We start from the raw sequence: 24,835 nt of genomic DNA on the forward strand, positions 1-24,835 counted from the left end.
TTTGGGAATATGTAATTCCTTGGTTTTTAATAGAACACTTGCGTAAATAAATAATTATGAAAAATACACTACTCCTAGTACTTATTACCTTATTCTGTGTGGTGGGATGCAAAACAGCTGATAATAATCCTGACCGCCCACTCAAAGCACCCAAAGGATATATGAATGAAACGTTCCTCAAAATGGCCTACGGTTTGGGAATGTTAGATCTAATCGATTCTAAGCCCCCTGTACCGGATGATTTAGAGGCGATAAAAAATATTACTTATAAAACCGTAGGAGATATTGATTTACAATTGGATATCTACAAAAAGAAAGGCTTGGAAGCTCCTGCTCCTACGATGGTTTTCATTCATGGAGGCGCCTGGAAAAAAGGAAAGCGTCAAGACTATTTGCCTTATATGATCGATTACGCCGAGAAAGGTTTTGTAACCGTAACCCTCTCCTACAGGCTTTCAGGAGTGGCTAAATTTCCAGCTGCGGCCCAGGATGTAAACTGTGGGATCAAATGGGTAAAGCAACATGCCGCTGATTATGGCATCGACCCAGACCGCTTGGTGTTGATCGGTGGATCAGCCGGTGGGCACCTTTCTTTACTGCTGGGCTACGGAGGTGATGAGGAGGAATTCAACCAGGATTGTGCAGCGCTAACCTCAGATAGCAAGGTAAAAGCCATTGTAGATTTTTACGGTCCTGTGGACATTACTACTCCTTATGCCATTACCACGGATCAGGTACTAAGTTTTATGGGGGCTACTTATGAAGAAATCCCAGAGAGGTATCAGCTCGCTTCGCCAAGCACCTTTATCACCCCTGATGATCCCCCAACTTTAATCTTTCAGGGAACAATTGATTCATTGGTTCCTGTCAGCCAATCAGATTCACTTGCCAGTTGGTTAGATCAGGCCGGTGTAGACCATGATTACCACCGACTCAAAGGTTGGCCACATACCATGGATGCTGCCAAAAAAGTAAATGAATATGCCCAATTTTATATTGATGCTTTTTTAGAGAAACACCTATGATACGGGAATAGTCACACCGGCTCCAATCTATAAAAGTCTCTAGACTGGTTAAAAATTTGGATGTCCGCAACCCCTTTTAAGCTGAAGATCATGAAGTTTTCTTTTATTTAAGTTAATTAAACTGGATCTCTTCATCTCTAGCCGGAGGATACAAAAGGTTTAATAAAGGAAACCCGGCTTTGAACACAGTTGTCTGTAGGAATAGGTAACTTAAAGAACATCCTTTTATTGAAAGGAACAACAAAAATAATTTGAAATTTAATTCATTATTATTATCTTAATAACAGAATTCGAACAATAAATACGTTTAACGGTATCAACATTTATGATATTGTCTTAATATCAGATGTTGATTTAGTAGTTTTTTTTTCAAGCCATTTTACTAAATTAAGGTTTGTTTTTGTAAAAATCGAAAGGTTGGATTATCCCCAATACAATTCAGTCGCCAATATTAGTAGCCTTTTGATAACGTGTTCTATAGCGAAATGGCCAATTATAATCTATAAATTGGTTTTAAAATGCTTACTAAAAGAATTAAAACAATTTTAATCATTTTCTCAATATTTTCCATCTTTTCCTGTGATGAAAATTTATATGATTCCCAGACTTTTGATAGCTTTGAAATTCAGGGAGAAGACCTGCTTTCTCATAAAGAGTTAAAAAATATTATTGGCAATATTGCAGAAATTCAATATGAATTTGAAAACGGAAGAATAAGTGCTGATATTTTGGAAAAAGAAATTAAAAATTCTCTAGATCCTCTTATTAAAAATGGGAGAAATTTACACAGCAAGTTTTTAAATAACCTTGCTAGAAGTGGAGATCTAAATAAAATGTCTACCCATGAAATAAGAGAGATTGAAGATTTTTCTGATCAACAACTCGCAGAACTTTCATTTGCAATAAATTACTCAAATTACAACTTTTCTATCGATCCAAGAATCCGTTCATATCTCAATACGGCGTTAGGCATTACAGGGATGTATGACCTGATGAGGAATACCCAAGCTTTGGGTATTGTTCAAACCACAGTTAAAGCTTTACGTTTAGTCGGCCGTAGAGCACTGGGATGGGTTGGTGTATGACTAATGATTTTGGATTTTACTGATTGTTACTATGCTTTATAATAAAAACAATGATCGTCTAATCAATTCATGGAATAGCAACACCTCAATCTTTACTGTTTTGATGTATGTCCTATATGGTATCTTTTACAGGATTTTAGATCTTCCAGTACTATTTTATTTTCTATCCTTCCTTACCTTTATCAACGTCATCGCCATTATTTGGCTCTTATCATTGATTTTCAAAAACACAGCTGGCAGTCTTTTTAAAGACAAGCGTTTTGGTTTTGCGTCTTTGAGACTTATTTTAAACTCCTTGCTATTCTTTCTGATTATTACCGCTGCAATTAGTGGCTAAAAGGAATCTCTTGAAGGTGCCTAAATAAATGGAAAATGAAACAAAAGCGAATAAAATTTGCAAAAATGATATCGGTAAAAAGAAAATAATCCCTGATTCTAAAACATTTAAAATAGTAAGATTAGCCTCCTAAATTGGGTAGAGATTTCAACGGTATCGTTGCAAGAAAAGGCAACAATACCGCCAAAACACTGTCACATAATATTGGCTACCTTGGGCCAATAACTTAGGCTGAGGAATTATCGTCACTGTTAGGGAGTAATTGCGTACAAAAATGGTAAAGTAAATGAGCACTGCGACTGTGGCAGTCTGTGGGAATAGGTATACGCCCTATATTATCCAATGACCCTATTCGAAATCTTTACACTGCCGTTACAATTCAGATTGCTTCGCTTAAGCTCGCAATGACGGTAAGCATTTACCGCTTAAAATAAAGGTAATTGGCTGGGCCTTGTTTTCCTTCGGTGGTCATGGTAGAGGTGATATCAAAACTTGAGCGTTGCCAATAATAGAATTGCCCTGTTTCAGTTCCTACTACAAGGTCAGGTATCCCGTCTTTATTGAAGTCAGAAACAACAGGGCCATCGGTATGCCCCATCAGGGTTTTGGACAGCACTCTCCCCATGTATTCCAAAACCAACTTACCATCCTTCATGCCTTTATTCTTCATCCAATCTACTGCAGGTTTAGAAGAGACAATCAAATCTTCCAGGCCATCGCCATCCCAGTCATGGAAGGTTATTTTTAACCGCCCACTGCTCGATCCTGTACGCTGATTGAGCAAAATGGGTTGACCATCAGGAAAGACAAAATTCCTTTTTGGATGCATTAGTATCAATTTATCGTCCACCTTTTTACGAGGATACACTGCCAAATAACCTTCATGGTCCAGCATGACCAGGTCATTTAATCCATCATCGTTAAAGTCCATAATCAGCGGAGACGTTCTCCAGGGAGCCAATAATTCATTGTCTGCTTTGGCCACACCGGGCACCCAGGCAGGCCGAAGTGGTTCGCCTTCCCATTCCACGTACAATGGCTGTGGGGCTGCCAGTTTAGGGGCTTTCTTGCTACCAGTATTTTTAAAAAACACAATATTTCCATTGTGTTCATTGGCCAGAATATCCGGCAAATCATCTTCATCCCAATACCCCACATCAATGGTGCTATACCCCCAAATTGGGGCCTCAGTGTTGGGAAGGGCTTCCGTTTGAATCAACCGGATAGGCTTTCCATCTGCCTCAAGCAATTGAGGAGCATCCCATACAGGGTCTTTTCCTCCAAGGTTTTTAATGAAGCCAATATGTCCCACTCCATTTCCACTAATAATATCATCCAATCCATCTCCATCCCAATCAAAAATCCTAGGCGCCACTAAAGCACCAAAATCTACATATTTGGCTTCTTGCTGAATATATACTGGCGCTGCAAATTGAGGTATTCCGTCTTTGATTTCTCCAGTATGCCTGAGGTAAGAGATTTTCCCATCTTCATCCCCAGCCAAAATATCCATAAAACCATCTTTGTTCCAGTCAATTGCCGTCTGATGCATGGTAGCCCTAGACTCATATTGGATGGGAAGTCCATCAATTTTCAAAGCTATCCCTAGGCCAAACTCATATTCTGTAGCAGAACCGGTATTCTCGAAATAAACGACAAAGTCATCGTTCCAGTCAATGTCAAAATTTTCATGGTTTTTACCAATACTCAAAAAATCATAGTCTCCATCATTGTCAAAATCCGCAAACATGGGTTTCATCGATAACCCTTCGGATAAAGGAGATCCATCTGATTTCAAAAGTCTTTGGGGACTTTCATATACTGGATCCTCATTGGTGCCAGAATTTTTCAAAAACAATACATGGCTTTTTCCATCGGTTACAAATTCAAGTTTTTTCGCAAGTTCCCCTATCCGGCCTCGGTAAGTTCTGGGTTTGTCCCGTGTGGCAACTGCCATCAAATCATGGACACCATCCCCATCAAAATCAATAATTTTCCACTCTGTTTTGCAGTTGTGCAAGTAATCGTATCCATCAACAGGTAAATGCACTTCATTTTCATCCCAAAAGACATTTTGAGGCACATTTTTATAAATCAAAAGCTTTTCTCTAACCCTATCAGGGGTAAGCACGTGCACTCCTTCCCCCACATAAGAGGCCTGAAACCTGGAACCATCATCGCCCAACCTCCTTCTTTCAAAAGACACCTTCATTCTCCTTCTAAATACAGGCATTTCCGTGTTCCCTGAAATATTTTCAAAGTAGAAAATTCCAGATTCAGTATAGCTCCCGGATTCTGAAATCAACAAATCGAGATCTCCATCCCCATCAAAGTCCATGGGCATGGGTACGGCTTTAAAACCAGCATCTAAGTCTACCAGCAAACCAGGATTATTATAGGCCAGTTTGTGAAGCATATTGTCACCATAAATGCTTGATTCTGCAGACGGCTGGTTCGTTCCACAGGAAAAGAGAAAAAGGCTACCTATTGCTAAAATAGGCAGCCAGGTTTTAATGGGTTTAATCATTATTGTAAAATGTTTATTGCTATATTTTAATATAAGTATTGTTTTTATACATGTACCATAATATAAGGTAAAGCAAACCAAAACCACCAAGGGTGGTCAATGCACCATAATAGGCACCTGTATATTGCTCCAAACCATACAATAGAAAATGGGCTATATCAGGGAAGCTAATGACATGGGAAAGCACATAAGCAGTAATGGCATTCATCCCGATCACTTTAAACATAAAAGTCCATTTCACCTTACCTTTCACATCAATGATCCAGTAAAACAGGGCCATTAAAAGAAAACAAACGCCAGAGGAGGCGAGCACAAATGAACTGGTCCATATTTTTTTGACAATTGGATGCCAAATTCCCCAAATCATGCCCAATGCCAATCCTGCAACACCCACAATCAATAGGTAAAGAGCCACTTTATTTCTAGGAAGATTGGATTTAATCAACTCTCCAGCAAAGAGTCCAGACAAGGTAGTAGCAATAAATCCAAAACCAGTCAGTACCCAGGTGTATTGATAGCCATCGTCAAATCGACCCAATACCAAATGATCAAAATACAAAGCATAATTTTTATCAGGAAGAATCACACTTTGACCAACTCCCGGAACATTGGGAACTGTGAGTATCAAGGCATAAATGATCAAACAAGCAGCAAACATAATATAGCGCCCATTCCTGCTCAAATAAATAAAAGCCAGACAAGAAAAGAAATAGCCTACTGCAATCGCTTGAAGGGTATTGCTAAAGATTTTAAAGGTATTGACATCCAAGGCCAGTAAATTTCCCTGAACAATCCATCCCAAGAAAAACAGGATAAAGACCCGCTTAAAGAGTTTTTTATAAATCTGAGCCTTTCCTGTATTTTCCTGCATTCTTTTGGACAAGGAAAAAGGAATAACAGCCCCCACCATAAAAAGGAACAGCGGCATGATGATATCGTAAAAGGTGGATCCAAACCAATCGGGATGGTCAAATTGGTTGGCCAAAAAACCTGTAATCGGGGATTGGGAACCTTTGTGAAGCAGAGCGAAAAAACGATCCGCAAAAATAATAAACAACATATCAAATCCTCTCAGTGCATCTATGGAGAGGATTCTGTTGGGTTTGATGTTTTGCTCATTCATGAAAATAAACTTTAATGGGTGGTGGAAAGAAGGTAATATATCAATTAATTTAAACAAAAATCTAAATTGAATTGGTTAAACACTTCTGGGTTTATGTTTGATCTTTTGAAAAACAAGGATTATAATAGCTCTAATAGGCGGTAAAACAGATCAGCACCAACTGAAAAGACATAGCATCAAGATTATTTGCCAAATAATTTATTGCGCTTTTTCCAATTTATCTTGGCAACATAAACACTGCCATCGCTTCCATACTTCTCTACTCCTTCTGGCTGCATCCATTCCGAAACAGTCACCCATGTTTCTTTTGGACTTATTTCTGTTACTCCGAAATTACCCAGTCTGGCACCTCTCTCTGGCACTAGGGCAATTTCTGTTTCTCTGATTACCGCTAACTTTTCGGTGTCAATCTTCGCCATAAACAATGGCGCACGGTGTCTGAAAACATGATCATTGTCTGCACCTCTACGTGTATATACCAAGTACAATCCATCTGAATGCCTTACCCAATGCTGCTGGGTATTGTAATTACCCAAGGGCGATCCATCGTCAAAAGTCCATGGTTTGATCTCATCGTAATGCAAACCGTCCTTACTGGAAGTAATATAACCCTGCAGGTCATTTCTGATGGTAAGAAAATATTTACCCCCAAATTCCATCAACGAGGGTTCGTGCAAACCTCTGGTCTCATTATTCACCCAAAGTGAATTCCCTTTCTTTAAATACCGCAATGTCTTCCCATCAAAACTACAATGACATACCGTTACTCTGGAATTATTCCCCTGAGAAATATAATATATGGGTAATAAAATTGAGCCATCAGCTAAATCCAGTCGCTGAACACATCCAGCCCCTGCACTTGCAAGTTCATCACCTTCCGGCATTTCCAATTTCATCCACGGCAGCCATTCAGCACTCTTGGGGTCGTAGACAGAATAGGAAGTATGTCTTGCCCCATGATGATCGACTTTCCAGTCAGGAGTGTAAACAATGGTATGGCCTGTTCCCAAAAGCACGCCTGACTTTTCGTGCCACTTGGGCCAAAAATCAGCAGCCGCTACTGGCCGCTCTACACCAGCTATGGTTTCCATTTTAGGAGCTAAAGGCTCGGACTTTTCAGGCTTTGTCCATGTTTTCCCTTTATCCATACTCCGAATCTGATACATTCCTTTAAATACATCGCTTCCTTCCAAGTCCAGTGTACTCATGGTCATGACAATCTCTTTTGTTCCATTCACCTTTCCTGCTCTAGGATGCACCCAACATTGTTTGCCATCAAAAAGCTTGGCCACCACATCTAAGCTGACCGTAAAATCCGGTACCAAAGGTGCTCTAGGAAAGGAGAAACCCACTTGAGGAAGGCTCAGTACCAGGAAGGAAGCACTACTTTTAAGGAGGAATTTTCTACGGTTCAACATGCTAATATTTTTTTTGAGGAGTAGGATAAATAACCAATAATAAGGAAACATACATAAAACTAACCTTATAAACCACCGTTTTTTCACAAAATAACGGTACTTTTATCTGACTGGTCTTCACCTGCCAGCATTCCACTTATTTATTGTTGATTAGGTCTCCTTTTTCAAAGGAATACCCTTGTCAATACCATTCAAAAACCATTCGGACGATAATGGACAACGTTACATTAAAGGACTTTTTAATTTCAAATCTAAAGGTTGACGAAAACGAAATTTTATCAATCGTTGAAAGCTGCAAGAAAAAAAGGGTTAAAAAAGGGGACTTTTTATTACGAAAAAATGAATACTGCAAATACACCTTTTTTATAGAAAAAGGGCTGCTACGTCAATTTTCTATAGACAAAAAAGGAAAGGAGCACATTTTAACTTTCGCTCCTGAAAATTGGTTTGTTACTGATAGAGACGGTGCCTACTTCAATAAGCCATCAACTTATTTTATTCAGGCATTGGAAGACAGTCAGGTTGTATTAATAGATGAAGAACAAGTCCACCTGCTTTCCAATAAAATCCCAAAGTTTACCTACTTCAACTATAGATTGCTTCACAACCATATTCGACACTTACAAAACAGAATTAACCTGTTATTAAGTACTGCCGCAGAAGACAGGTATTTACAGTTTGTAAAGATGTACCCTGACATACTTTTAAGAGTACCTCAAACAATGGTAGCATCCTATCTAGGCATCACTCCCGAAAGCCTGAGTCGTGTCCGTAAGGAATTGACTCTCAAAAACTTCAAAGTATAATTTCTTACCATACATCAATGCAAGGACCATGTTCTAAATGTAGGTTTGCTAAATAAAATTAAACAGCTATGAAAACGAGAACAGTAGAATTGGTAGTAAGTCCTGGAGAGCCCCACTTTGTTGGTGATGGTTTTCGTGTGCATACCTTTATCCCCAGTGGTATTGGTCTAGATATGCAACGGATGAACCCCTTTATTTTGTTGGATTATAATTCACCCTACAAATTTCCACCATCAAGCAATCCAAAGGGAGTGGGGGTCCATCCACACAGGGGTTTTGAAACGGTAACAATCTCCTATAAAGGAAAAGTAGCTCATCATGACAGTAGTGGTGGTGGCGGAGTGATCGGTGAAGGCGAAGTTCAATGGATGACAGCTGCAAGTGGGGTTTTGCATAAGGAATACCATGAAGAAGAATGGAGCAAAACCGGAGGCATTTTTCAAATGGTCCAACTTTGGGTGAACCTACCCCAAAAAGACAAAATGAGTGAACCAAAATACCAAGCCATAAAAAAAGAAGATATCAACCAACATAAATTGGAAAACGATGCAGGACATATAGAGGTAATTGCAGGAGAATACAACGGCACCAAAGGTATTGCTTCCACCTTCACCCCATTACATGTTTTGAATGCAAGGTTAAACAAAGGAGGTAAAACAACCTTTGAGTTACCTGCCAATTACAATACAGCCCTCCTTGTATTAGAAGGGAGCATCGTTATCAATAGAAATAAAAAAATACAAACGGATCATTTGGCATTAATGGCAAATGATGGAGAAACTTTTGAGGTCGAAGCCGATAAGGAAGCCCTAGTATTGCTTTTAAGTGGGCTACCAATTGATGAACCAATAGTTTCACATGGACCATTTGTGATGAACACAAAAAAAGAGCTATTAGAAGCTTTCGATGATTTCAACAATGGCAAATTTGGCTATTTAAAAGATTGAATATAACCTAGTCATAATCTTTTTTAAGTGCTAAAAAAAGATCATGATTAACTTTAAACAAGCCCTTCTTTAAGGTTAGCATTAGAAATAATGATACGGCTAGAATAATCAATCATTTTCTTTATTAGGTCATCGTCAACTATTGCCCACAAAAGTTTTTCATCGTCCCCACCCCATATTTCTCTGGTATCAAATTGAAAAAACAGGATATTTTCATTCACCCTTTTATATAAAAGCTTTCTGCTCTCAGAATCTTTAATGATGTTTTGAGAAAATATCACTAGATGGCATTTAACACTATCACTAGAATAAAATTTTAAGAATTCTTCTCCTTTTTCAAACAACAAATCAAAATTTGAATTTTCGCCAATTCTATGGTGGTAGAAAAAAACAACCCTCTTTCTTCCTCTTATTTTTTTTAAACGTTGGATTTTTCGTTGTAAACTCTTCCTTTTGTTTTCTGAGGCAATAATATCATGATGGGAGAATTCAAAGCCTTTCATGTGCAATTCGTTATAAATAGTTTCGCAGGTATTATATAAAGTTGACCTCACGACTTTTGTTTTTCCTACATAGTCATACCTTAAATTCATTTTTTCTAAAAGCCCCTCGAAATTATTTCTTTCAAGCATCAAGGCATCATCGATATTACTTCTACTATGAGAAAAGGGTGTACTGAAACTTTTCACACCATGCCTTTGCAGAATATTATCCGTTAAACAATTTTCACCTAATGATAACCAAAAAACCTTAGCTGTATGAACTTCCACAAAGGCTTGTAAGACTCTTAAAATTTGTATTAAAATAGATTTGATCTTGGAAAAATATATCATTATGTCTTATCAATTATTTATGGTAAACTGCCAATGCCGAAGGGAAACTTTACTTAACCCACAATACGACGCCACTTCTTTACTATAACACAAAACTACATCTATTCCCGTCCGGAGACAATCTACACTCACTTTACCGATAAAAGAGTGGCCACCCACTATTAATACAAATTAAACCACCTTGTATTTTATTTCAACTGCTCCAGTAGAGTAAGCTTTGGTTTCGATAAGCATCAATTTAGTCTCTTTAGGAAAGCTTTCAAACAAATCAATACCTTGAGTCAGTACAATAGGCATTACAAAAACCTGGATTTCATCAATAAGTTTTTCATTTAGCAACAGGGTGTTCAATTGCCCTCCCCCTATAAGCCAAATATCTCCCCCTTTTTGGTTTTTTAATTGTTTGACAAAATCCAGGTGATTGTCCGAAATGAATACCACATCCCTTGTATTTATCAAGGTTTTATCCCTTGTAAACACATAATTATTTTTGTCTGCATAAGGAAAATCGATTCCCCAACTTAAGATTTGCTTATAAGTAGTATTCCCTTGAATGGTCGTATCAATGGATTTATAAAAATCAGCATAACCGTGATCAATTTTCTCTGGATTAGGGATAGCTTCAAGCCAATCGACACTACCGTCAGACTTGGCAATCTTCCCATTAAGACTTATGGCAATATATAGTTTTAATTTTCTCATTATCAATAAATTAAATAAACATCTCAACTAAAAAACCTCTACTTCACTATTAACTATTGGCCAAAGTACGGTTAATTTTTATTTGGAAGAAGAATCAGTAAATAGAAATATTAAAACGAATAGAAACAACCTAACACAGAAAGGAAAATGCGCTAAGTGTTAAAAATGTTCTCCAATAATTTGTTTTGCAGGGTTAAGTTTTCTAAAATTATTCTGAATTAGCAATAACGGCCTTTGCACCCATGAAGTAAAGGTCAAAACCCAATATATATAATGAAGCCTACCGATACGAGTAATCCGGAATATTACCACAAGGTAGTGGACTGTCAGTACGCCTGTCCAGCCCACACACCGGTCCCTGAGTACATCCGAAAAATTGCAGAAGAAAAATACACCGAAGCCTACATGATCAATTGGGAATCCAATGTATTCCCAGGGGTTTTAGGCCGAACATGTGACCGTCCCTGTGAACCGGCATGTAGAAGAGGGAGAGTAGAAGAAGAACCTGTAGCAATCTGTAGGTTAAAAAGAGTGGCCGCAGACAACAAAGGAGATGTCAAAGCCCTAATGCCTCATGCACCATTCCCTTCCAATGGTAAAAAAATCGCCCTTATAGGCGGAGGGCCAGCTTCCTTGACAGTAGCAAGAGACCTTGCTCCTTTGGGCTATGAAATCCATCTTTTTGATGAACAAATAGCTGGAGGAGGTATGATGCGAAGTCAGATACCTGCATTCCGCTTACCTGAAGAAGTCCTCAATGAGGAAGTCAATTACATCTTGGATTTGGGTATTCACACCCAATTCATGCATTATGTAGATAGCCTTAAAGGCATTCTAGAGCAAGACTATGATGCCGTATTTGTAGGTACTGGAGCTCCAAGAGGTAGAGATCTTCCCAAACTTCCAGGAAGAAAAGAAGCCGATGCCAATATCCATATCGGAATCGAATGGCTGGCCAGTGTAGCATTTGAACACACCAAAAAGATTGGAAAAAAGGTAATTGTTTTGGGTGGTGGTAACACCGCCATGGACTGCTGCCGTACTTCTCGCCGAATGGGTGGAGAGAGTGTAAAAGTAGTCGTTAGAAGCCCATTCAAGGACATGAAAGCCTCTCCTTGGGAAAAAGAAGATGCTCAGCATGAAGACATTGATATATTTGACAACCATGTCCCCCTTAGTTTTGAAGTGGAAAATGGCAAGCTTATAGGCATGAAATTCCAAAAGGTGGAAGCTGTCTATGATGACAATGGCAAAAGAAAGCTAATTCCAACCGGCGAAGCGGATGTTTTTATAGAAGCAGACGAAGTACTTATCGCTATAGGTCAGGAAAACAGCTTTCCATGGATAGAAAGGGACATAGGGCTTGAGTTTAACGAATGGGAAATGCCTACAGTAGATAAGGTAACCTTTCAGTCTACAAACCCTAAAGTGTTTTTTGGTGGAGATGCTGCATTTGGACCAGAAAACGTTATCACGGCAGTGGCTCATGGACACCAGGCTGCAGTATCCATGCACCTCTTTTGCGAAGAAAAAGACCTAAAGCAAAGGCCTGCTCCGTTTACCAAGCTGTTCAGCACCAAAATGGGTATCCACGAATGGAGCTACGACAGCCCAGTAACCATCGATCAAAGATTCTTGGTTCCACAGGCAGAAAAAGCCCTGACATTGGTAGATCGAAAGAAAGAAGTGGAGCTAGGATTTAACTTGCCCACAGGATTTAAAGAAGCTCAACGTTGCCTAAACTGCGATGTACAAACAGATTTCTCTGCTGATCTCTGCATAGAGTGCGATGCCTGTATGGACGTCTGTCCTACAACCTGTATCACATTTACAGGAAACGAGCCGGAGGAGGATAAATTAAGACAGAAACTACTGGTACCAGCAACCAATAAATCACAGGATATCTTGGTATCAGAAACACTCAAAACCGGACGTGTCATGGTAAAAGATGAAGATGTATGTCTTCACTGCGGACTATGTGCAGAAAGGTGCCCCACCTCCGCATGGGACATGAAACAATATTTTTACAGTGTAACAAAAGCAGGAAACATATGAATGAGGAACAAACCATTGCTCACCCTAAAGCAAGGGTAAATGATTTTGTAGCCCGGTTTGCCAACGTCAATGGAACCGGGTCAGCAAGTGCCAATTTTCTATTTGCCAAAGCCATCTTCAGGATGGGAATTCCCGTCACCCCTAAAAATATTTTCCCTTCCAATATACAAGGGCTTCCCACCTGGTATGAAGTTAGGGTCAGTGAAAAAGGCTATCTGGGACGCAGAGAAGGCATAGACCTGCTCGTGGCTGTCAATGCCCAAAGCATGAGACAAGACATCGAAAGCGTCCAGTCCGGAGGCTACTTGATGTATGATAGCACCAAAAAACTGCACACAGATATGATCCGAGGGGACATCCATTATTTGGGAGTCCCTATGATGGAAATGGCCAATGAAAACTACAGCAACCCAAGGCAGCGACAACTGTTTAAAAACATTATCTATGTAGGCGCCCTTTCTGTTTTGCTAAACATAGAGTTTGAGGTATTGGAAACATTGCTCAAGGAGCAATTTGCCGGCAAAGAAAAGCTGATAGCTCCGAATGTAAAAGCCCTGCAACTGGGAATGGATTATGCAAAAAAGCATTTTGACTACCCCCTACACATAAGACTGGAAAGAAGAGACCTCGTCAAGGATAAAATATTGGTAGATGGCAATACAGCCTGTGGACTGGGTGCCGTATATGGTGGGGCTACGGTAATGGCCTGGTACCCTATCACCCCTTCAACTTCTGTGGCAGAGGCATTTGAAAAATTCGCAAGCAAATACCGCATAGATCCCGAAACAGGAAAGAAAAACTATGCCATCGTTCAGGCAGAAGATGAGCTGGCAGCCATGGGAATGGTCATCGGTGCCAACTGGAATGGGGCAAGATCCCTAACCGCCACAAGTGGCCCGGGGGTCTCATTAATGAGTGAATTTATAGGCTTGGCCTATTTTGCAGAAGTACCTGCTGTACTGATAGACGTGGAAAGAGCCGGCCCCAGTACCGGCATGCCTACAAGAACGCAACAATCGGACATCACCATCGCTGCATACGCCTCCCATGGAGACAGCAAGCATCCATTGTTATTCCCCTCTACTCCCAAGGAGTGTTTTGACATGACAGCCATCTCATTTGACTTGGCAGATCGCCTTCAAACGCCAATCATTTTGATGACTGATCTGGACTTGGGCATGAACGATCATATGAGCGAGCCATTTACATGGGATGCTGAAAAGAAATATGACAGAGGAAAGGTATTGAACAGGGAAGAGTTGGAAGCCATGGGCAGGTACGGCAGATACCTGGACAATGAAGGAGATGGTATTCCTTACAGAACCTATCCCGGCACTCATCCATCCAAAGGCGCCTTCACCACCAGAGGAACCTCCCGAGATGAGTATGCCGTGTACACTGAAAACAGCGAAGCCTATGTGCGCAATATGAAACGCCTGCAAACCAAGTGGGAAACGGCAAAAAAAATAATGCCCGAACCCCACTTGTATCAAGAAGAAAACCGGCAGGAAATAGGCATGTTGTTCTTCGGAACCTCCACCTATTCTTCAGAAGAAGCCAAAGATTTGCTGGCAGAAAAAGGCATTCACCTGGATGCCATTCGCATCAAAGCCTTCCCTTTTGGAGAAGCTACTGAGGCCTTTATCCAATCTCACAAGCTTGTGTTTGTCATCGAGCAAAACAGAGATGGGCAGCTTCGCAGCCTGATCATTAATGAAATGCAAACCAATCCTGCAAAACTAGCCCCTGTACTGAATTATGATGGCATGCCCATCACTGCAGACGACATCGCTTCCCAAATCACCAATTATTTAAAGCAAAAAACCGCCGTAGCTCATGACTTATCTGAAACCTTTATTTAGACACCCAAAATTGCCCAAAAACAAGCTTGGGTATACCCTTAAAGAGTATGAAGGAAGTATTTCTACGCTCTGTGCAGGTTGTGGACATGACAGTATCAGTGCCACCATCGTGCAGGCTTGTTATGAACTGGACATTGAGCCCCATCTGGTAGCTAAAATTTCCGGCATTGGTTGCTCTTCCAAAACCCCGGCCTACTTTCTAGGCAATTCCCATGGTTTTAACTCTGTGCACGGCAGAATGCCTTCCGTAGCTACAGGAGCCAATATGGCCAATAAAAACCTGGTATATTTTGGTGTTTCAGGAGATGGTGACACAGCCTCCATCGGTATGGGACAGTTTGTGCATGCCATCCGCAGAAACCTCAACATGGTCTACATTGTGATGAACAATGGCTGCTATGGCCTTACCAAAGGGCAAGATTCAGCTACTGCCGATGTAGGGTCTAAAAGTAAAGCAGGGTCTATCAATCCATTTCAACCTGTGGACCTTGCCAGTCTGGCAGTAGAATTAGGAGCCACCTTTGTTGCCCAGAGTTTCAGTGGTGACAAACAGCAGTTGGTTCCACTTATCAAGGCTGGTATACAACACAAAGGCCTGGCCTTTATTAATGTAATGTCCCCGTGTGTCACTTTCAACAACAATCCCGGATCCACCAAATCCTATGATTATGTACGTGAACACATGCAAGCCACGGGCACTTTGGATTTTGTTCCCGAAGAAAAACCCATTCATGCCGAGTATGAGGAAGGTACGGGCACGGCTGTATCGCTACATGATGGCTCTGAGATGAAATTACACAAATTGGCACCGGACTGGGACCCCGAAGACAGGGTATCCGCAGCCAATGCTATTCAGCAAGCACGATTAAAGGATGAAATACTCACCGGCTTACTGTACATCAATACGGAATACGGTGACTTGCATGACATTATCGACACTTCCGATACACCTTTAAATACCATGAAGGAAAATACGTTGTGTCCGGGAACGGAAAAACTGGACACCATCAATGCGGGATTCAGGTAAAAAAATCCTGACACCATCACATTCGAAACAAACAAAACCCCATCGCTTTTACTAGAGATGGGGTTTTGTTTTTTATTCCTTCTAATTCTAAAATAAGGTGATAACCAATGGGATGGTTAACAACATTTGAAATTTCATGAATCTGTTCGTATGACCTCAAAATTGATTCGAATTCCATTTTCGCTATTTGGTGCATTGGCATCCCAGCATCAAATTTCTCCTTGACTAGTAATGCCTTTGCGAAATCCTCGGGAGGCAGTCCGCTAGGACGAGTCACTCTTTGGCCGAACCGATGGAAAGGCAATGTGCTGTAGGCGTGGGAAAACGGCTTAGGGATAGGAACGGAAATCCTTTCGGCAAGGCAGAGCGTAGGGAAAGATTGGAGGGATAGCCCGCTGAAGGAAAGCCCCAAGTCCAGCAAAAGAAATTACTATCAAAAATTCCCTTCCGGAAGATCTCCATAAAACAACTTTACTATCAAAAACCAGACACTGATAATTCTGCAGCATACATAAAGACTATCATACTTAAAAAAGATCCTGGCTTTCCTGGAATCATTCTGCTTTCAAAAAATCAATAAACCGTAAAAATTGATCTGAAAGAATAGTTTGAATGAGAGTTCAATACTTAAGATAAACAACGTTAGCATCCTGAAATAAACGCTTAGAAAAATATAAAAGCTTCAACTCACTATGATGCAAAGAGCGAAACTGAACCAAAACCTGCAATTCCAGTTTTATAAATCATCATGTGAAATTCATTCTGTTCGTCAATCATAAGAAAAAGAATGCTTTTCAAAGGTTCCTCCCATTTAGAGGGAAGGTTTTTTTGCCCACAACTCACTTGTGAATAGACTTCCCAGTAATACCAAGTTTATCTTCTAATGAGGAAATACGAATTAGATACTTATTGGAGACTAAAAATTGCCTGTAGATAGAGTCAACGATCATAATTGAAAAGATAGATAGAAAAAATCATAACTGTATTTTGGCACATTCCCAGAAAGGAATGCCTTAATTAATTATGGGGAAAATATACAAGTTCAAAAACCTATCTCCAAAAGAGACCCATGAAACAAATTGCAACGCATTGAAAATCTCAATCGTATTTTTCCAAAAAAATTTTCTAAAAATGAAAACTAATTCCCTAATAACACGTAATTTAAGAAATAATAGTTAATGATTATTTAATACTCTATAACCCAAAAACCATGAAAAAAATCATATTTTTAGCTTTTATAGCTATTTTTTTGTCCTTTACCCCACTTTTCTCTCAAGAAACGAGTTGGGATTATCCTATTCGACCTGGAAGTAGGGAATGGGCTACACTACCCACTACCGCAGATAGGGTAAAAGCCATTCAAGTACCTGAGGACGTACTGCCCAAGCTATCGGATCAACAATTGCTGGATCTTATTTTAAATTACCCTTTCTTTAATAGTTATATCTTATCGGATAACCCGTTTGATGGATACCAAAGAACAATGGTGACACTGAATGCTTATGGAGAACTAAAGTCTAGACCGGAAAGCCTTAATATTATTTTCGATCATTACAACAGGATGGATTTTTCTCAAATAAATAAATTGGGGGAAAGTGCTGAGATTGGAAGGTTTGCGTTACGAGTTTCAGCAATAGAGTTGATGCTAACTGATTTTAGTTTGGACAAAACCTTATCTCTGGAAGAATCTGAGAAAATATTGGAAGGCGTATCAAGAAAATACACAGAAAAATCCGTTAACGAGGAAGAGCTACTGGGCTTGGGAAAGCTAACTACCGCTTTTCTGGCCGCCAATGTGTTTAATGGACAACCTACTTTAAAAAACAAAATCTATAAAAAAAACGAGCTAGAAAATTTTGTAGCAAACATACGTGTTGTAAGCAATGATTTTGTAGATAATATTATCAATCAAATTAATTATCCCCAAAACCGATGAAAACAAGAATATATATTCTAGCGATCGCCTTATTGGCCTTCTGTTCACAATCCTGCAATAGCGTGGATCAAGATGATCCGGAGTTAAACGAGCTGTTGCTTTCCTGCAATGCCACTGATCCCATCAACGATCTGCAATGGCTGGGTGACCTCGATGCCGAGTATGAGCAATTGTGGCAAACGTACCGTATTATGGTAGTTGAATTCGAAAGGAAAGGTTATATCGTTTTGGATGGTACTCTGAGTTCTTCCCCTGCGTCTACCATATTTAATTGTAATGGAGATGTAGCCCTAAATAGTACATTAAAGGGAATCTCTTACAATGATTTTATTGACAACATGAGAATAGTAAAAGTTTTAAAAACCAAAAACTGGCCATGAAAAAGCTCTACGCATTTATAATTTTTAGCACACTAATCACATCGACTTTATTAGCGCAAAATGTATATACTCCAAAAGGCACTTTGGTTCCAACTAATTCATATTTCACATATAACACTCCCCAAAGTACAATAAACGCATTTTATGACGATTTAAACAATGGCCTTTATTGACCCACCCCTGTAATTGTTGCAAGCGTAAATGATAATTATAATTGTCACGGATATGCCTGGAACATGTATCCTTCAAATGGAAGACAAGTAGCATTAGATGATCCCACATATAATGCAGTTAGTACTTATATCAATGATCAAAGTTTCAAAACTACAACCAACACTACATTGCCAGGTGTACTTGTCCGTTACAGTGGAGACCATTCTGCTGTAGTTATAAACGTAACAAATCGGCTAATGTCCAAATGGGGATGGGCAACGCTCACTAGACATGCTCCGGGTGACGTTCCTCCAGGATATGGTCTCCCGGCTAGTTACTATCGGTGTAACTTCCCTTCGAAGTTAACCCACGCACAAATAGACAACGGGACAATATCATATGGAACCTACCCTTCATTCGAAGCAAATACTGGTTCACACCGAATTGATGTTTATGGAACCCCACATACTACTTATTCATTTGCAACCCAGCCAAGTGTTCCAGGAATATCCATTTATGGTCAGTATTCAAACACAGTGCTTTTTGATAAACCGGCATATAATCAGCAAGGCCGATATATATTTGTAACTATGAGCAACGGATGTACAGTACCTTCAGCTCAAACAAGTATCTATGTTTATGATCCACCGGGAGCATCTATGATGATTTACCCTGTTCCGACAGATGATGAAGTAACGATCCAATTTGCTGATTTAGAAGAAAAGCTTGTGATGGAAGATATGACTTACGATGGGGAAGGTCCATCTTTACCAGTTTCCATAGAAGTATTCAATGGAAACAACATAAAAGTTGCCGATTTATCTGAAGAGGTAATAGTTAGAAAAAGCAATAAGGTGAGTCTTGCTCACTTAGGGAAAGGAACTTACTATATCAAAGCAATTTTTAAAGACGGTTTTGTAGAAACAAAAAGGGTAATTGTAAAATAAATTATCATAAGAAAATCCAATACCAGAATATTTCGGAAGCCCGGGCAAAAAGTTCGGGCTTTTTTGAAAAAAAAGGAATAGATATGAAAAAAACTAAGCATATTATTAGGGTTGGTTTTGTTCCCGCTTTTGGTTCACTCCCAAGACTTGGAAAAAGTAAAAACATGGTTTTAGGAGAATTACCGAGAAACACAAAGAAAATGTATTTCGCATGATTGAGGGGATGTATTGGGAAATAGCCAATAGCAGTACTAAGGACAGAGTAACGGAAGTGATTTTAAAGGAAATGAATAGAGCGAAGGAAAGGGCAAAATCTTGTAGCCACGTGTGAAACCCGTGGTAAATACAGTGTATACGCCAAAATCCTGATGTCAGCTAGCTAAGTAACGTTACATTTCTCTATGCTTTAGAATTTCGGGATAGCCCTGACTCAGTTTTCCTTCCCATTAAACGGGTTAAATTTCCGACTCCCTACATGCATGCCCACAGCCCTGCAGACCGTTTTGTCTCCATACTTGCCATTGAGTCGATCCAAGGCCTGGTACAAAGAAATACGTTCTTCTGTATCTTCAAATAAGTTGATCTGATAATGCCCATGCACCAGCCCGCTAAAGCGAACACCTATCAAACGAATCAGTAAACGCCGTTGGTACAGTTGCTGAAAAAGCGCCTTTACCAGGGGAAGGAGGACATGGTCTGCTGAAGTATAAAATACCCGGCGCTGTACCGTATGGGTATCAAAATCAGAATACCGGATCTTAACGGATACAGTAGAAGTCAGTTTTTGCTGCTGCCTCAGCTTACTTGCCAGCTGTTCTGTCATGGCCGTAAGTGTGGCTTCCAGCAGGCCTACATCAATGGTATCTTGTTCGAAGGTGTTTTCTGTAGAAATGGATTTGGCTTCCGAATAAGGCGTAATGGGCGAGCGGTCGATACCATTGGCCTTTTCCCAAATCATCAGTCCATTTTTACCAAAGGCAGCTTCCAACAATTCCGCAGGCATAGTCTGCAGGGTGTGGATTTTCTTTACCCCCATATTGTACAGCGTATGGGAAGTTTTCTTCCCTATCATGGGAATCTTTCTCACAGATAATGGCGCCAAAAAAGGTTTTTCTTCTCCATAAGGCACCTGTTTCTCATTATTGGGCTTGGCTTCTCCCGTGGCCACTTTGGATACGGTTTTATTTTGTGAGAGCCCTAAAGAAATGGGCAAACCACTTTCTTTGATAATCTTTTGTCGCAGCTCCTGCGCCATCTTATAACAGCCAAAAAACCGGTCCATGCCCGTATAGTCCACATAAAATTCATCTATAGATGATTTTTCAAAAAGCGGCACACTCTCACGGACAATGTCAGTGATCTCACTGGACTTCTGGCTGTATTTAGCAAAATCACCTCTAATCTGCAAAGCCTCCGGACAAAGCTGTCTGGCCGTACGCATGGGCATGGCAGAATGAATACCAAATTTCCGGGCCTCATAGCTGCAAGAAGCCACCACTCCCCTGTCTCCGGACCCTCCGATCAGGATAGGCTTACCCATAAGCCGACTGTCGTACAAACGCTCTACCGACACAAAAAAACTGTCTAAATCCATGTGTACAATGTTTCGTCTTTCTGCCATTACCTTCCTCTCCTACTATTATTTACAATCTATTTTGTTAATTTTATTGACATTTTATTGTTTATAATTTAAACAATTGTTTTATATTTAAACCATTGATTTCATTAAAAAATTTGACCATGTACCTTCACAGCAACATCAAACTACTGCGCAAAAGAAAAGGAATCACACAGTCCATAATGTCTGAGTCACTGAACATCAGCAGGTCCAAGCTTGCCGGCTATGAACTAAGTATCAGCCCTCCGCTGGATACATTGGTGAAGATTTGTGAATACCTGGAGGTATCGGTAGATCTGATCTTGAAAGAAAACCTAGAAAAATATCCTGCGCACAAGCTCAGGGAGGTATTGGAAACCAGTCGCTACCTCAAAGGCCGAGATTTACGCATCCTCACTACCACGGTGGATGCACAGGGACGTGAACTCATTGAAGTAGTCTCCCAAAAAGCCAAAGCAAGCTACCTGGCAGGATTTTCAGATCCCGACTTTATTGGGGATTTGCCTCGGTTTCACCTCCCCTTTCTCCCACAGGACAAAAAATACAGGGTTTTTCAGGTAGATGGAGACTCTATGGAACCGATCCCTGACGGGGCATGGATCATTTGTGAATACATAGACGATTGGACAGCCATACGTGACGGTGAGAAATACGTTATTGTCACCGAGCAGGATGGGGTTACGTTCAAGCTGACTTACAACCAATTAAACAATAAAAAGCAGCTTTTACTCTGTTCAAGCAACCCCTTATATCCCCCTTTTGAAGTAAAAGCAGAGGCAGTAAGGGAAGTATGGAAATACCGTATGATGATGGTATAAGTGCCGCAATAAATTGGTATAAAGTGAAATAAAAGCTATCTTTAGTAAGTAGGAACCCACCGACAGTATAATTAAAGGCAACATTTTCTGCCATAATCTGTTAATAATAAGTACACTTATCCGGCCCCTTAATAGGATGTGCCGAAAACCGCATGTATTGATTTTTATTTTGACACGCATGGTGCAATAGGGTTTCCAGACATTTCTCAGCTTGTTCTGGTTTTTCTTCAGGGGATGTGATAATATTCAGGAAATTAGGAATGTTAGATACTGAGCAACACAGTCGCAAGCCAGCAATTGCATCTCCGAGGTCAAAAGGGTTAAACATTATCGTATTTCATGAAGCGTCGGCAGTAACACTGCATTAGTAGAGATTAAAGCTTGTCTTGGTTTTAAAATTGTAGAGGATATGAAAGAAACAGTAGTAATTACATCGCCCTTAGGTAATATCAGACTTGTAGCTGAAGATGGTTTTTTGCTGTCCTGTAGCTTTACGGAAGAGCCTGTAACAGAAAAGATAAATAACCTGTTTTTTCTAGACATCATCAGTCAATTGAATCGTTATTTCGATGGAGACCTCAAGGTTTTCGATATTCCGGTAGCCATTGGTGGTAGCACATTCCAGAAAAAAGTATGGATGGAAGTAAATAAGATCCCTTTTGGACAGACGGCTTCTTATCAGGAGATAGCCAATGCCCTTTCTAAACCTACTGCTGCCCGTGCTGTAGGTGCCGCCAATGGTGCCAATCCACTATTGATTGTTATCCCTTGTCACAGGATTATCGCCAGTACGGGAGAGTTGACCAGCTATGCCGGAGGGCTGTGGAGAAAGCTCAAGCTACTACAAATGGAAGCCATGGACCAGCCAGGTCAGCAGTATAATTTGGGCTTTTAAATTTCCAGTCAAACGCTTTCTTCTTTTTATCAACATCCGTATTTTTAAAGATGGAAAAAATAAATATCCATCTCTATACAGCAGCCCTGGCCCCTTACTTTCTCTCTATCAATCAGGAGTGGATAGAAAAGTATTTTGTTATGGAAGCTTTTGACATTGCCCAACTGAAAAAACCTCAGGAAACCATCAGGGATCATGGTGGGGAAGTTTTATTTGCAGAATGGGAAAAGGAAATTGTAGGTACGGTGGCTTTGAAAAAAATAAATGAGAGCCAATACGAATTGATTAAAATGGGTGTATCACCCAAAGCGCAAGGCAAAAACATCGGCCATATACTCGGTAATGCTGCACTGGATTGGGCCAAAGCTAAAGGCGCTACTAAAGTGATCCTGTACAGCAACAGTCTATTGGCTCCCGCGATAGCCCTGTACCGAAAAATGGGCTTTAAAGAAACCCCCATGGAATGTGGGACCTATGAGCGCTGTGACATTAAAATGGAATATATTTTTTAGTTATTTTCTCTGACTTGGTGCAAAAAAAAACATAAAATTATGGCTATTGAAAAAACTGTTTTTTAGTCGAAATATTTCGCTAAACACGCACCTCTTACAAATACATTCTATAAAACCTTACAATAAATTTATATATTAGAAGTAGAATAAATCGAATCAATTCAATTGAGCTGTAGCTATATATAATATTTTTTTTATAGTATCAATGAAGAGATAAAAAAATCACAATATGGCATTTGAATTTTCCTCGAAACATGTTCAAGAAATACCATTGGACAATCTAACCTCCGAAAATTTTCTTGTTATTGCCATTGAGGTTGCCCGAAAGCTCAAATGGAAAATTTCCTCCATCCGTGAAGATGGATTTATTGCCTATACAAAAATGTCAATGCGCTCCTTCAGTGAGGAAGTAAACATCAAAATCCTATACAAAACGGTTGAACTTAAAAGTGAATGTACAGGCATTCAAATAATTGACTGGGGGAAGAATAAAGAAAACATTTCAAACTTCATTTACTCCTTTAATGAAATTAAAGACAGTTTTACCATAGAGGAATTGGATCAAGAGTTTGAAGAAATAAAACCTATATTTATTTCAAAAGAAGAAGTTATATTAACCCACTCCTCATCTTCCATTAAGGAAAAAATTACGGGAATTCTATCTATATTTAAACCAACCCATGGCTATTTCATCACCCCCATAATCATTGATTTAAACATTGTCGTATTTCTTATCATGGCAATAAAAGGTGTGGATGTTTTTGCGCCTGATAGCGATAGTTTAATTCTATGGGGAGCCAATTTCCGACCCCTAACCCTTGATGGTCAATGGTGGCGTTTATTTACCAGCATTTTCTTACACATAGGCATTTTTCATTTGCTAATGAATACAATTGCTTTGCTCTATATAGGCCTTCTTTTAGAACCACGTTTGGGGAAAACAAGGTTGATTTCATCCTATGTACTTACGGGTATTGTAGCAAGCGCAACAAGTCTTTGGTGGCATGATCTAACGATAAGTGCAGGGGCTTCTGGAGCCATATTTGGTTTATATGGTGTTTTTCTGGCTTTGCTTACAACAAACTTAATTGAGAGACATTTACGGAGTGCCTTATTGATAAGTATAGCGTCTTTTGTTGGTTATAATTTAATTTTAGGGCTTCAAGGAAATATAGACAATGCTGCTCATATTGGAGGTCTTCTTTCAGGTATTGTGATTGGTTATTCAATGGTGCCAAGTTTAAAGAGAAATGATGACCTACGATCAAAACTAAACCATATTGCGTTTGCTATTGTCATTACCATAGCGTTGTGTACATTGATTTTTAAGAGCATTATTCCTTACCAATTTGAAAAATACGGTTCCTTGGTGGAAAGATTTGTTGAACTTGAATCAATGGCTTTAGAAATGTTTGAAATGCCTGAAAGTACTCCTGAAGAGGATTTGCTCTTTGAAATTAAAACGAGAAGTCTTTATTATTGGAATGAAAATAAAAAAATTATTAATGAAGCTAACCTGTTGTACTTGCCAGATCCAATCCTGGACAGAAATAAAAAATTATTACAATACTGTGAATTAAGAATCCAAAGTTGCCAATTGATTTATAAAGCAATTGAAGAAAGCACTGACGACTATAGCTCACAAATCACAGAAACGAACGATCAGATTGAGGCCATTCTTAATGAGCTTAACATTAAATAACTCCCTCACCAAAAAAAGCTATTAGGTAAAATTTATTAGCCAATCGTGCCAAATATTTAAAAAATAAAATTGGCATTTGTAAGATTTGCTACTTTTTGGACAACTTATAGGGAAATGAATATTTCAA

Annotated in this window: 22 protein-coding genes; 16 read left to right on the top strand and 6 right to left on the bottom strand. The window is 39.6% G+C overall.

What is annotated here, in order from left to right; genetic code table 11:
• The first annotated feature begins 56 nt into the window (after positions 1-56).
• From AC13EX_RS11625 to AC13EX_RS11635, 3 genes are all read left to right on the top strand, one after another.
• Positions 57-1,025, top strand: coding sequence for an alpha/beta hydrolase fold domain-containing protein (locus AC13EX_RS11625; RefSeq protein ID WP_482892810.1), 969 nt, complete (start codon positions 57-59; stop codon positions 1,023-1,025).
• 518 nt (positions 1,026-1,543) lie between these two features.
• Complete coding sequence (locus AC13EX_RS11630; RefSeq protein ID WP_482892811.1) at positions 1,544-2,110, top strand: hypothetical protein; 567 nt, start codon at positions 1,544-1,546, stop codon at positions 2,108-2,110.
• Between the two features lie 31 nt (positions 2,111-2,141).
• On the top strand, positions 2,142-2,447 hold the full coding sequence (locus AC13EX_RS11635) for a hypothetical protein (protein ID WP_482892812.1): 306 nt from the start codon (positions 2,142-2,144) through the stop codon (positions 2,445-2,447).
• 418 nt (positions 2,448-2,865) lie between these two features.
• Here the strand turns inward: AC13EX_RS11635 and AC13EX_RS11640 are convergent, their stop codons facing one another.
• The 3 genes from AC13EX_RS11640 to AC13EX_RS11650 form a co-directional block, all read right to left on the bottom strand.
• Positions 2,866-4,974: an FG-GAP repeat domain-containing protein gene (locus AC13EX_RS11640; protein ID WP_482892813.1), complete on the bottom strand. Its 2,109-nt coding sequence runs from the start codon at positions 4,972-4,974 to the stop codon at positions 2,866-2,868.
• Between the two features lie 19 nt (positions 4,975-4,993).
• Entirely contained in the window at positions 4,994-6,097 is a 1,104-nt protein-coding gene (locus AC13EX_RS11645) for an acyltransferase family protein (RefSeq protein WP_482892814.1), read from the bottom strand.
• Positions 6,098-6,279: 182 nt separating this feature from the next.
• Positions 6,280-7,515: a sialidase family protein gene (locus AC13EX_RS11650; RefSeq protein ID WP_482892815.1), complete on the bottom strand. Its 1,236-nt coding sequence runs from the start codon at positions 7,513-7,515 to the stop codon at positions 6,280-6,282.
• A gap of 212 nt (positions 7,516-7,727) precedes the next feature.
• Between AC13EX_RS11650 and AC13EX_RS11655 the strand changes: the two genes are divergently transcribed.
• Positions 7,728-8,321 (top strand): Crp/Fnr family transcriptional regulator, encoded by a 594-nt coding sequence (locus AC13EX_RS11655; protein ID WP_482892816.1) that lies wholly within the window; start codon positions 7,728-7,730, stop codon positions 8,319-8,321.
• Between the two features lie 68 nt (positions 8,322-8,389).
• Positions 8,390-9,268, top strand: a complete 879-nt coding sequence (locus AC13EX_RS11660) for a pirin family protein (protein ID WP_482892817.1) — start codon at positions 8,390-8,392, stop codon at positions 9,266-9,268.
• Positions 9,269-9,321: 53 nt separating this feature from the next.
• On the opposite strand, the gene AC13EX_RS11665 is transcribed toward AC13EX_RS11660, so the two are convergent.
• A complete protein-coding gene (locus AC13EX_RS11665; RefSeq protein WP_482892818.1) occupies positions 9,322-10,101 on the bottom strand; it encodes a DUF1796 family putative cysteine peptidase in 780 nt (259 codons plus the stop codon).
• Between the two features lie 171 nt (positions 10,102-10,272).
• Positions 10,273-10,803, bottom strand: coding sequence for a dihydrofolate reductase family protein (locus tag AC13EX_RS11670; RefSeq protein WP_482892819.1), 531 nt, complete (start codon positions 10,801-10,803; stop codon positions 10,273-10,275).
• A 273-nt stretch (positions 10,804-11,076) separates the two neighbouring features.
• On the opposite strand from AC13EX_RS11670, the gene AC13EX_RS11675 reads away from it, so the two are divergent.
• The 7 genes from AC13EX_RS11675 (at position 11,077) to AC13EX_RS11705 (ending at position 19,378) form a co-directional block, all read left to right on the top strand.
• Complete coding sequence (locus AC13EX_RS11675) at positions 11,077-12,858, top strand: FAD-dependent oxidoreductase (protein ID WP_482892820.1); 1,782 nt, start codon at positions 11,077-11,079, stop codon at positions 12,856-12,858.
• Positions 12,855-14,720: a 2-oxoacid:acceptor oxidoreductase subunit alpha gene (locus tag AC13EX_RS11680; protein WP_482892821.1), complete on the top strand. Its 1,866-nt coding sequence runs from the start codon at positions 12,855-12,857 to the stop codon at positions 14,718-14,720. The genes AC13EX_RS11675 and AC13EX_RS11680 overlap by 4 nt, the downstream gene beginning before the upstream one ends.
• A complete protein-coding gene (locus AC13EX_RS11685) occupies positions 14,695-15,747 on the top strand; it encodes a 2-oxoacid:ferredoxin oxidoreductase subunit beta (RefSeq protein ID WP_303614658.1) in 1,053 nt (350 codons plus the stop codon). The genes AC13EX_RS11680 and AC13EX_RS11685 overlap by 26 nt, the downstream gene beginning before the upstream one ends.
• Before the next feature lie 1,210 nt (positions 15,748-16,957).
• Positions 16,958-17,683, top strand: a complete 726-nt coding sequence (locus tag AC13EX_RS11690; protein WP_482892822.1) for a hypothetical protein — start codon at positions 16,958-16,960, stop codon at positions 17,681-17,683.
• A complete protein-coding gene (locus AC13EX_RS11695; RefSeq protein ID WP_303614660.1) occupies positions 17,680-18,063 on the top strand; it encodes a hypothetical protein in 384 nt (127 codons plus the stop codon). The genes AC13EX_RS11690 and AC13EX_RS11695 overlap by 4 nt, the downstream gene beginning before the upstream one ends.
• A 236-nt stretch (positions 18,064-18,299) precedes the next feature.
• Positions 18,300-19,163, top strand: coding sequence for a hypothetical protein (locus AC13EX_RS11700; RefSeq protein ID WP_482892823.1), 864 nt, complete (start codon positions 18,300-18,302; stop codon positions 19,161-19,163).
• 83 nt (positions 19,164-19,246) lie between these two features.
• Positions 19,247-19,378, top strand: coding sequence for a hypothetical protein (locus tag AC13EX_RS11705; RefSeq protein ID WP_303614662.1), 132 nt, complete (start codon positions 19,247-19,249; stop codon positions 19,376-19,378).
• Positions 19,379-19,593: 215 nt separating this feature from the next.
• On the opposite strand, the gene dinB is transcribed toward AC13EX_RS11705, so the two are convergent.
• Positions 19,594-20,784 (bottom strand): DNA polymerase IV, encoded by a 1,191-nt coding sequence (gene dinB / locus AC13EX_RS11710; protein WP_482892824.1) that lies wholly within the window; start codon positions 20,782-20,784, stop codon positions 19,594-19,596.
• A gap of 119 nt (positions 20,785-20,903) precedes the next feature.
• On the opposite strand from dinB, the gene AC13EX_RS11715 reads away from it, so the two are divergent.
• From AC13EX_RS11715 to AC13EX_RS11730, 4 genes are all read left to right on the top strand, one after another.
• The gene (locus AC13EX_RS11715; protein ID WP_482892825.1) at positions 20,904-21,599 is read left to right on the top strand and encodes an XRE family transcriptional regulator; all 696 of its coding nucleotides are present in this window, start codon (positions 20,904-20,906) and stop codon (positions 21,597-21,599) included.
• Between the two features lie 409 nt (positions 21,600-22,008).
• Positions 22,009-22,494, top strand: a complete 486-nt coding sequence (locus AC13EX_RS11720; protein WP_482892826.1) for a methylated-DNA--[protein]-cysteine S-methyltransferase — start codon at positions 22,009-22,011, stop codon at positions 22,492-22,494.
• Positions 22,495-22,544: 50 nt separating this feature from the next.
• Entirely contained in the window at positions 22,545-23,006 is a 462-nt protein-coding gene (locus AC13EX_RS11725) for a GNAT family N-acetyltransferase (RefSeq protein ID WP_482892827.1), read from the top strand.
• Positions 23,007-23,235: 229 nt separating this feature from the next.
• Positions 23,236-24,708: a rhomboid family intramembrane serine protease gene (locus tag AC13EX_RS11730; protein WP_482892828.1), complete on the top strand. Its 1,473-nt coding sequence runs from the start codon at positions 23,236-23,238 to the stop codon at positions 24,706-24,708.
• The last annotated feature ends 127 nt before the right edge of the window (positions 24,709-24,835 follow it).

This window comes from Cyclobacterium sp. L-R (assembly GCF_056859355.1).